The sequence below is a fragment of the Arthrobacter sp. CAL618 genome (assembly GCF_000468215.1).
Lineage (GTDB): Bacteria > Actinomycetota > Actinomycetes > Actinomycetales > Micrococcaceae > Arthrobacter_D.
This window is the reverse complement of the sequence record NZ_ASZW01000220.1, coordinates 12,046-21,464: the sequence shown is the minus strand read 5'-3', so window position 1 is coordinate 21,464 and position 9,419 is coordinate 12,046. Positions and strand designations below refer to the sequence as shown.

Genomic DNA, 9,419 nt, shown 5'->3' with positions numbered 1-9,419 from the left:
CCAGGGTCGCCGTGAAGTCGATTGCCGCCGTCGTGCCAGCCATGATCTCGTACGGCAGGGTGCCAAGTTCAAAGCGTTCAGGGACCGCGTTGGTGGAGGGCAGCAGCTTCTCGGGCAACAGCGCCTCCAGCAGGGCTGGCGCGGCGGCGAGCACACCGCAATGGGGGCCCAGGAACTTGTAGGGCGAGCAGACGAAGAAGTCGGCGCCCAGCGCCCGCACATCCACGGCAGCGTGGGCGGCGTAGTGGACACCGTCGACGAACAGGAGGGCACCGGCGTCGTGCACCATCCCGGCAATAGCACGGATGTCGGGCATGGTCCCGAGCAGGTTCGATGCTGCTGTGACGGCGACGAGCCGGGTGCGGGGGCTCAGCGCCTCCCGCAGTTCGTCCAGGCGCAATTCTGAGGTCTCAGGGTCGAAGCTGACCCAGCGGGTGGTCCGCGCCAGCGGCCTTCCTCCGCTCGGCCACAGCGCAGAGGCTTTACCCCGTTATGTGGCTGAGGGGACCCCGCTGCGAACCAGCGGGGATACCCGATCCCAGACCCGGGCGGAGCCGGGGTACACGATCGAGATGGCTGCGGCCCGATGGAACCCAGCCGAAACCGAACGGGGTGCAATCGAGGTGACCCGTTCCGCACTGGCCGGGGGTTCGGAGCCGATCCCTAAAACGTCAGACCCCCATGATTGGCTGAAACCATGAACGCTAGACCACGATTGGTAACAGCAGGAGATGCGCGGGCCGGGCAACCGTCAGCCACGGCGCCGGTCCTTAGCCCTGAACAGGCAGAAATCGTTGCTCTTGGCGCCGGTAGCGGACCGGTGCTGGTGTTGGGCGGCCCAGGGACCGGCAAGTCAACCGTGCTGGTCGAAGCGGCGGTGCGGCGGATCGATCAGGACGGGCTGGATCCGGCCTCAGTCCTGATGCTGGCGCCGTCCCGCCTGAGCGCAGCACGGCTTCGTGACGCGTTGACCTCCCGCCTGAACCGCAGCCTAAGCGCAGCACCAGCACGGACCTGGGCGTCTTATGCCTTTGACCTGATCCGCAGGGCGCGAATTGAGGGACGGATCCCCGAGCTGATTCGCAGCCCCCGTCTCCTCTCCGGCGCGGAACAGGACCTAATCATCAAGGAGCTCCTGGACGGTCACAACCGTCCCGGGGCGACACCGCTGGGGTGGCCGGAGGGTTTGACCCTCGCCCTTCCCACCAGAGGGTTCAGGCAAGAGGTGCGGGAGCTTTTCGACCGGGTCAGCGAGTACGGAATGCATCCGGATGAACTGGCTGACCTGGGGCGTCGTTTCAACCGTCCAGACTGGACAGCGGGCGCCCAGCTGTACCAGGAGTACCGTGACATCCTGGATCTGCGGATGCCCGAGGCATTCGACCCGGCGGGCGTGCTTACCGCGGCCCGGAACCTGCTGGAGGTCGACGCGGAGCTGCTGGCACAGGAGCGATCCCGGCTGCAGCTCATTCTCGTAGACGACTACCAGGAGTCGAACGCGGCTGTCCATGCCCTGTTCACCCTGCTGGGCAGGGACAGCGACGTCCTCGTGGCGTCGTGCCCGGACACCGTCGTCCACGGTTTCAGGGGCGCCCGGCCTGAGCTGACCGGCAGACTGGCACAGGACCTCACGGGGAACACCAAGCTGCTGACGGTTGCGCTCAGGACCTCCCACCGGCTAACCGGGCCGTTGGCGGAGGCATGGCAAAACGTCGCCTCGCGCATCTCGGTCGTCGGCGGTGCGGGCGCGTACAGAACGCTGGAGCCTGCACCGCAGGGCCCAACAATTCTCAATGAGGTGGGGTTGGTCTCCGCGCATCTGGTGGATTCCTCATTCCACGAGCTGCGGTATGTGGCACAACGGATCCTTGAGGCACAACTCTTCGCGGGACGGAGTCTCGGCGACATTGCAGTGATCGTGAGGACCGGGGCCCAACTGGCCGAGTTTCAGCGTTATCTGACCGGACAGGGGATTGCGGTCAACGTTCCGGCAGCGGAGCGGGCCATTCGTGACGAACCAGCGGTGAAGCCGTTACTGGACATTTTTGGGGTCGTCCTGGGCCAGGTGACCCTGGATGCGGCGTTAGCCGTGTCCTTACTATCATCACGGGTGGGCGGCGCGGGGACACTTGAGCTCCGCCGGTTGCGGCAGAGCCTTCGCCAGACGGAAGTGGCGGCCGGCCGGGGGAGGACCAGCGACGAGTTGCTGGTTGAGGCACTCACCGACCCCTCGCTGATTGGCCCAGGGATGCAGGGCGGTAAAGCGGCACGAAGGGTCGCGCGAATGATCTCAGCCGGAACGTCAGCTCTTGAGGCGGAGGGAGCGAACCCCGAGACGGTGTTGTGGGCGCTGTGGGAGGCCTCAGGGTGGTCAACTCAATGGGCCGACTCAGCGGTTGCCGAGGGAGCGTCCGCTGCCCACGCGGACCGCGACCTCGACGCAGTAGTGGCCCTGTTCCAGACGGCCGAACGGTTCGTCGACCAGGTGCCCGGGGCGGCGCCGGCCCGGTTCCTCGAGTACCTGACCAGCCAGGAACTGCCAATGGACACGTTGGCGCCGCGCGCCCAGAACCAGGAATCCGTGGCGCTGCTCACCCCCGCCAGCGCTTCCGGTCGGGAATGGCCGGTGGTGATCGTGGCAGGTATCCAGGAGGGGACCTGGCCCAATCTGCGGCTCAGAGGGGAATTGCTCGGTTCAGGCGAACTCACCGCGCTGATGGATTACGGAGCGGATTTTCGCCGGCACCGCGACCCGTTGATCCTGATGCAGGAGATCCGCTTCGACGAGCTTCGCAGCTTCTCGGTCGCCGTATCCCGGGCCACCGAAGAATTGATTTGCTGTGCCGTGGCATCCGATGAGGCACAGCCCTCACCGTTCCTGGACCTGGTGGATCCGTTGCCCCCCGGTCAATTGGAACGGTCCCGGACCGAGGTGCAACGCCCGCTGACGCTGCGCGCGCTCGTGGCTGAACTGAGGAAGTATGCCCAGCAAGCGACCGCATACCCTGAACTCTCTCGGGAAGCGACCCACCATCTGGGCGCTATGGTCAACCATTCTCCTACGGTGCCGGGAGCCCACCCCCGTGAGTGGTGGGGCCTCCAGGAGCTCTCCTCCAGCGCACCGGTGGTGCCCGGCGACCAGCCCATCCCGGTGTCTCCTTCCAAGGTTGATGCTGTCCTGAAATCACCGTTGAACTGGTTCGTATCGGCGGTCGGCGGTGAGCCGACGATGGACTTCGCGCGGTCTCTGGGAACGCTGGTGCACAGCATTGCCCAGGACTTCCCGGATGCCACCGGTAGTCAATACGTTGAGGAGTTGCAGCGCCGTTGGCCTTCCCTCGGGATGAAGGAGAACTGGGAGGGGAGGATCGATTTTCAGCGTGCCGAACAGATGGTGCGGAAGCTCGCTGGCTACGTGATTGCGATGCGGCAGGCAGGTCGGTCACTGGTCGGTACTGAGGTCGATTTCGAAGTGGACCTGGAGGTGGCAATCGGGGATGCCCCGCGCGTCGCGAGATTGAGGGGGCAGATCGACCGGCTGGAAATCGATGCTGAGGGCAGGCTGGTCATAGTCGACCTGAAAACCGGCAAGTCCTCGCCCTCGCTGGCGGATCTGGACCGGCACCCGCAGTTGGCCTCCTACCAGGTCGCCGTGAATGAGGGGGCACTCTCTGCTGGGCAGGTCGCAGGATCGGGTGGGGCCGCCCTGGTCCAGCTGGGAACCACCCGCAAGGAAGCGGGAGTCCAGCAGCAACCCGCCCTGGCGGCCGATGATGGGTGGGCCCGGGAAATGATCGAGGAAGCAGCACGTCTCATGTCGTCAGCGCAGTTCGATACGGTGCATGATCCGAAGCGATCAGGCCACGGTGGGTCAGGTTGTCGACTGCCCGAAATCTGTCCGCTGTGCCAAGAGGGACGGCAGGTGACCGAATGAGCAGCGCAGCAGCCCCGGTCGCAACTGGTGGAGTGCCCGCCAATCGGGTGGCCCAGCGGTTTTCTGCCAGAGAACTCGCTGAACTACTGCACCGTGATCCCACTTCACCAGTGCAGTACCCCACACCAGATCAGGTCACCATTATTGAAGCGCCGCTCGAACCGCTGCTCGTCATTGCGGGCGCCGGATCAGGTAAGACCAAGACCATGGCTGACCGGGTGGTTTGGTTGGTAGCCAACGCACTGGTCCGGCCGGAGCAGATCCTGGGTGTAACTTTCACCAAAAAAGCAGCCGGAGAGTTGTCCACCCGGATCCGGCAGCAATTGTCGGCACTGTACCCAGCGTTGGACGCCGCCGGATATGAAGGCACCGACGAGGACCGGCTAGACCCGAGCGTGTCGACCTATCACTCGTACGCCAACTCGATTGTCCAGGACTATGGATTGCGCATCGGGGTGGAGCGGGACTCGGTGCTGCTCGGTGCTGCACAGGCCTGGCAACTGGCCAGTTCCGTGGTGGAAGCGTATGAGGGGGAGTGGGAGCATTTCAGTGCCGCGAAGTCCACCCTGGTCAAGGCGGTCCTCACCATGGCCGGGGAATGCGCTGAACATCTGGTGACACCGGCCGAAGTGAGGGCGGTGCTGAGGGAACACATCTCGGCCGTCGGTGAGCTGGAATACGCGGCGGGCACAACGCGCCGCCCGGCACAGGCTGTTGCCAGGCTGCTGGACAAACTGCGAACCCGGGTGACCGTCACCGAACTGGTCGAACACTATTCAGATGCCAAACACACCCGTCGGCAGCTGGACTTCGGTGATCTGGTTGCTCTCGCAGCAAGGATTGTCAGCGACATCCCCGAGGCGGTGGAAATGGAGCGCCAGAAATTCCGGGTAGTCCTGCTGGACGAATTTCAGGACACCTCGTTTGCGCAGATGGTGTTGTTCTCGAAGCTCTTCGGCGACGGCCGGGCGGTGACCGCTGTGGGGGACCCCCACCAGTCGATCTATGGTTTCCGCGGAGCTTCGGCCGGTCAACTGGGAACGTTCCGCACCACGTTCCCCCTCACCGCCGACGACGGGTTACGCCCTTCATTGGTCGCCAACCTTTCGGTCGCCTGGCGCAACGGCACCAGTATTCTCGCGGCAGCCAACGCTGTTGCCTCCGAACTCAATCGTCAACCCAGCTGGCTGCGCAGCTCTACCCTGTTCGTCCCTCCGCTGGAACCGAAACCCCGGGCAGGAGTGGGGGAGGTGTATCTGGGTAGGTACCTGTGCGAAGCATCGGTACAGCTGGACGGCGAAACGGTTACGGGTGAGGCCGCTGCCCTGGCGGACCAGGTGGAGCACCATCGACGGCGAGGTTTTGAGGTCGGTGCCGAGGGCCGGGCGCTCAAACCGACCGTCGCAGTCCTATGCCGTGGGCGGCGGCAGTTTGAACCCATCCGTCAGGAACTGGCGAAGCGTGGCATTCCGGTGCAGATTGTGGGACTTGGGGGCTTGCTCCGCACACCCGAAATCGTTGAACTGCTCGCAGTGCTGCGGGTGCTCGGCGACCCGGATCGATCCGATTCCCTGCTGCGATTGCTTTCGAGCGCCCGCTGGCGGATCGGCGCGGCAGACATCATGGCCCTGGGTGACTGGTCCAGGCAACTGGCCCGACGTAGGCTCTGGTCCACGCCCGCCACCGAACCGGCCGACGACGTCGGAGCCGGAGCCGGGCAGGAGGCCGACACGGTGCTGCCCGACACTGTCGAACTGGGCAGTCTGGTCGAGGCAGTTGACCATCTCCCACCGGCAGATTGGGTCTCAAACAGCGGACGCGAGCTGAGCGGTGAAGGACGAATCCGGCTCATTCGTCTCCGCGACGAATTGCGGGTGCTCAGGGACTTCGTCGGGGACGATCTCACCACCCTGATCAACGAAGTGGAACGTCGCATCCTGCTCGACATCGAGGTGGCAGCCAAACCGCGGGTGGGGATCCATGAGGCACGGCGCAACCTTGACGCTTTCGTGGACGCCGTCGCCGGATTCAGCTCGACGGCGGAACGCGTGGACCTGGCCGCGTTCCTGGCCTGGCTTGAGGCAGCAGATGCCGAAGAGGATGGGTTGCCGGTCACCGCACTCGAGACCAACCGGGATGCTGTGCAGCTCCTCACCGTGCACGCCGCGAAAGGACTGGAATGGGACATCGTCATTGTCCCGGGGCTCAACGAGGGTGCTTTCCCCAGCGGATCCGACTCGCGCTGGAGCAGCGGTGACTCGGCTATTCCATGGAATCTCAGGGGAGACGCGGGAGAACTGCCGCACTGGGACTGGGACCAGGAGGATCAGGTTTCGTGGATTGCCAGCGAGAAGGAGTTCACCGCGGAGGCACGCTACCACGCCGAGCGGGAGGAACGCCGGCTTGCCTACGTCGCGTTCACCCGGGCCAAACACGTGTTGGTCTGCACGTCTTCGGCCTGGGGTGGCGGCCGGACCAAACCCACCCCGGTGTCCACCTACCTCACTGAGCTGCTCGACCTGGCCGAACACCACCAGCCGGGCTTCGCTGTGCTGCAATGGCTGACCCAGGAGGAGGAAGGAGACAACAACCCGGCCAACGCGGCGGAAACCCGTGCCGCCTGGCCAACAGACCCGCTCCACACGCGTCGTCCGGAAATGGAGACCGCAGCGGCTGCGGTCCTGACAGCGGCAGCCGCGGCATCCGATTCGTCGGAAACCAACGCGGGAACTGGGCCGGCTGGCGCTGGCGGGCGGTGGTCCGAGGAGACACGACTGGCTCTGGCCCGGCATTCCCGGGCAACCGGCAGTTCAGAAGTCGAACTCCCGGCGCACATCTCGGCGTCCCTCCTGGTGGAGCTATCCGATGATCCTGCTGCGGTGGCCCGTCAACTTCGGCGGCCGGTGCCGCGGCGTCCCGGAATGGCAGCCCGGCGTGGCACAGCCTTCCACACCTGGATTGAGGAGTACTACGGGACCAGCGGCATGCTGGACCTCGGTGAAACCCCGGGTGCCGATTCCCATATCGACGATGCCCTGGACCTCGACAGAATGATCGCTACCTTCAGGCAGTCAGCCTGGGCCCACCGCCTGCCGGTGGAACTTGAGGTCCCCATCGAAACGAAGGTGGGTACGCTCGTGGTTAGGGGACGTATCGACGCGGTCTTCCGGCACGACGACGGAACGTGGGAACTGGTCGACTGGAAGACTGGCACCCCGCCATCGCGGGAGAAACTAACGGTGCGGTCGGTGCAACTCGCTGTCTACCGGTTGGCTTGGGCGCGGTTGAAGGGAGTTCCGCTGGAGTCGGTTCAAGCGGCGTTTTATTACGCCAGCACCGATACGGTGATTCGACCACATGATCTGGCTAGCGAGGCAGGACTCGAAGACATCATTATCAGGGCGACGTCCCTGCACCAGGACTAGGTTGCCAGCGCTTACTGCCGACTGCCGCGGAAGATCAGCTGGACTTGATGATCGGCAGCGACGACGTTTCAGTGTCGTCGGCCGGAACCGGTGAGACTGAAAACGGGCGAGGATTCTCGGTGGTGTTGGCCGACTCGCTGCCCGCGTCGCGATCAGTATCCGGCGACTCAGCACCAGTGCCAGTGCCAGGATCGCCGTCGTCGAAGCCCGAAGTGTCGCCGCCGTCGTCCTCAATAGTTTCCCCAGCCACCGAATGGTCGTCGATCGGTAGGGCGGGTTCCGCGACCTCGCCGTCGGCACCGTTGTTGTCCAGACCGTTGTTGTCGGCACTGTCAGTGTCGGCACCGTTAGTGTCGGCGATCGTGGTGTCGGGCTGGTGCTGTGACTGCTGTGCCCGGTAGGCGGCGGCAGCTGCTTCCTCGGCCTGCAGGTCCCGGTCAAGGGTTGACATCATGTCCTCGGCCTCGGTGATCATCTCGGAGTTGTTCATCGCCACGCCCCGCACCAACCACTGCGCCAAGGCGAATTCTGCGGCGAGAGCGGCACGTCGCATCAGGTGCGGGTCAGCGGCTTCGCCACGAGNGAGCCGCGACGTAGGCGTTGTGGACGGCGTCGGCGAATCCTGGGTTGCTGGCTGCCAGCAGCCAGGCAAAGTCGTCGGCTGGATCGCCCACTCGCAGGTCGGTCCAACCGGTTACCGCGCTGACACGACCGGCCGAGATCAGCAGATTGTCTTCGTGAAGGTCCCCGTGGACCACTGTCGCGTGGAACCGCCAGAGCGTGACATCCTCGAGCGCGTGTTCCCACCGTCGCAGTAGATGCGCAGGTATTCTGCCGGTGGTGGCGGCCTGGTCCAGCTCGTTCAGCTTCCGTTGCCGGAACTCGTTTGCCTCGTAGCTGGGCAGATCGGCGTTATGAACCAGCAGCGGGGGCAGATCGTGGATCGCGGCGAGCATCCGCCCGAGTTCCTTGACCAGCTCATTCCCCCCACCGGCCAGGTCGTCCAGCTCGCGGACGGAACCTTCGAGATGCGCGTACACGAAGGTACACAGTTCGCCCTGCCGCAGTGTCCCCGCGATGTGGGGGACCAGGAACGGCAGCTCCGCCCTGATCGCGGGTGTGAATGCCTTCAACGCCTGCAGTTCAGTCTCGAGCCTCATTGACGCGTCGGGGTGTTTAGGGGACCGTACCCGCCACTGTTTCCCGGAGTCGTCGACTAGCAGCGCCGATTCGAAATCCGCGGCATCGTCGGGGATGCCTGCCACCCCGGTAGGGGTAAGCCCGGGTACGGCGGCGCTGGCAATCGCCGCGAGTTCCATGGGTGTCCGTTTCACATCCTCAACGGTAGGGCTGTCCTTCCCAGAAAGAGCCGTTGCCGGTCGGCGAGTCGTCAGAAGCTGCCACCGCGGTCAGCAAAAGTGGTACTGAAATGTGTTTTGGGGGACCGAGAACGTACCGTAGAACCATGAGCGAAACCCTCCGGATTCCCACCCTTCCGTCCTTCGGAGCGCTACCGCTGGCGCGGGTGGCGCTGGACCGTGGAGGGGCGCTGCGTTCAAGTCCCTTGCTGCTCGATGAGCTGTGGGGTGCTCCCACCACGCGTGTGATGTTCATCGCCCAGGGGAAATCCCCAGTTGTTGACGGGAACCTCCTGTTCGTGGATTCGGCGACCGTTAGCCGTCCGGAAACCTTGGTCTACCTGGGGCGAACCCTCGCCGACGATCCCGATCACGGCGGCATTCCGACCGGTACCCACATTCTGCTCGCAGTGCTGGAATCCATGGACAACGAAATTTTTGACGGCACGAGCTGGCTGGGCCTCCGAGAGGTGGCGCTGGCTCTCTCCGGCCGGGACGCGGGCATCTTCGTTCAGGCCGCGTCGATTGCGAACTGGCATGCGAAGCACACCCACTGCCCCCGTTGTGGGGCGTTGACAGAGGTTGTTGAAGGTGGCTGGGTGCGGCGCTGTCCAGCCGATGAGTCGAGCCACTACCCCAGGACCGACCCGGCCATCATCGTCGCAGTGGTGGACGACGCCGATCGGCTGCTCCTGGGATCGG

At 64.7% G+C, this 9,419-nt stretch carries 6 protein-coding genes; 3 read left to right on the top strand and 3 right to left on the bottom strand.

All coding sequences use genetic code 11. The features are described 5' to 3' along the window. On the bottom strand, positions 1-400 hold a 400-nt coding region (locus tag K728_RS19435; RefSeq protein ID WP_337587502.1), incomplete at its 3' end, for an aminotransferase class V-fold PLP-dependent enzyme. A 297-nt stretch (positions 401-697) separates the two neighbouring features. Between K728_RS19435 and K728_RS0113245 the strand changes: the two genes are divergently transcribed. Together K728_RS0113245 and K728_RS0113240 are read left to right on the top strand one after the other, a co-directional pair. Continuing rightward, positions 698-3,934, top strand: coding sequence for an ATP-dependent helicase (locus tag K728_RS0113245; RefSeq protein ID WP_035746870.1), 3,237 nt, complete (start codon positions 698-700; stop codon positions 3,932-3,934). Further along, positions 3,931-7,359 carry an ATP-dependent helicase gene (locus K728_RS0113240; RefSeq protein WP_024475744.1) on the top strand — a complete coding sequence of 1,143 codons (3,429 nt, stop codon included), beginning with the start codon at positions 3,931-3,933 and terminating at the stop codon, positions 7,357-7,359. The genes K728_RS0113245 and K728_RS0113240 overlap by 4 nt, the downstream gene beginning before the upstream one ends. Before the next feature lie 34 nt (positions 7,360-7,393). Here the strand turns inward: K728_RS0113240 and K728_RS22735 are convergent, their stop codons facing one another. Further along, on the bottom strand, positions 7,394-7,912 hold the full coding sequence (locus tag K728_RS22735) for a hypothetical protein (protein WP_337587482.1): 519 nt from the start codon (positions 7,910-7,912) through the stop codon (positions 7,394-7,396). 10 nt (positions 7,913-7,922) lie between these two features. Next, the gene (locus K728_RS22730) at positions 7,923-8,678 is read right to left on the bottom strand and encodes a macrolide 2'-phosphotransferase (RefSeq protein WP_443110907.1); all 756 of its coding nucleotides are present in this window, start codon (positions 8,676-8,678) and stop codon (positions 7,923-7,925) included. 146 nt (positions 8,679-8,824) lie between these two features. On the opposite strand from K728_RS22730, the gene K728_RS23295 reads away from it, so the two are divergent. Next, positions 8,825-9,419 (top strand): NADH pyrophosphatase zinc ribbon domain-containing protein (locus tag K728_RS23295; protein WP_443110906.1); only part of this gene is annotated, 595 nt, incomplete at its 3' end.

Excerpts from the sequence above, each read along its gene's own strand:
- K728_RS22735 (WP_337587482.1), bottom strand. The coding sequence starts at position 7,912 with ATGCGACGTGCCGCTCTCGCCGCAGAATTCGCCTTGGCGCAGTGGTTG.
- K728_RS0113240 (WP_024475744.1), top strand. The coding sequence starts at position 3,931 with ATGAGCAGCGCAGCAGCCCCGGTCGCAACTGGTGGAGTGCCCGCCAAT.
- K728_RS0113245 (WP_035746870.1), top strand. The coding sequence starts at position 698 with ATGAACGCTAGACCACGATTGGTAACAGCAGGAGATGCGCGGGCCGGG.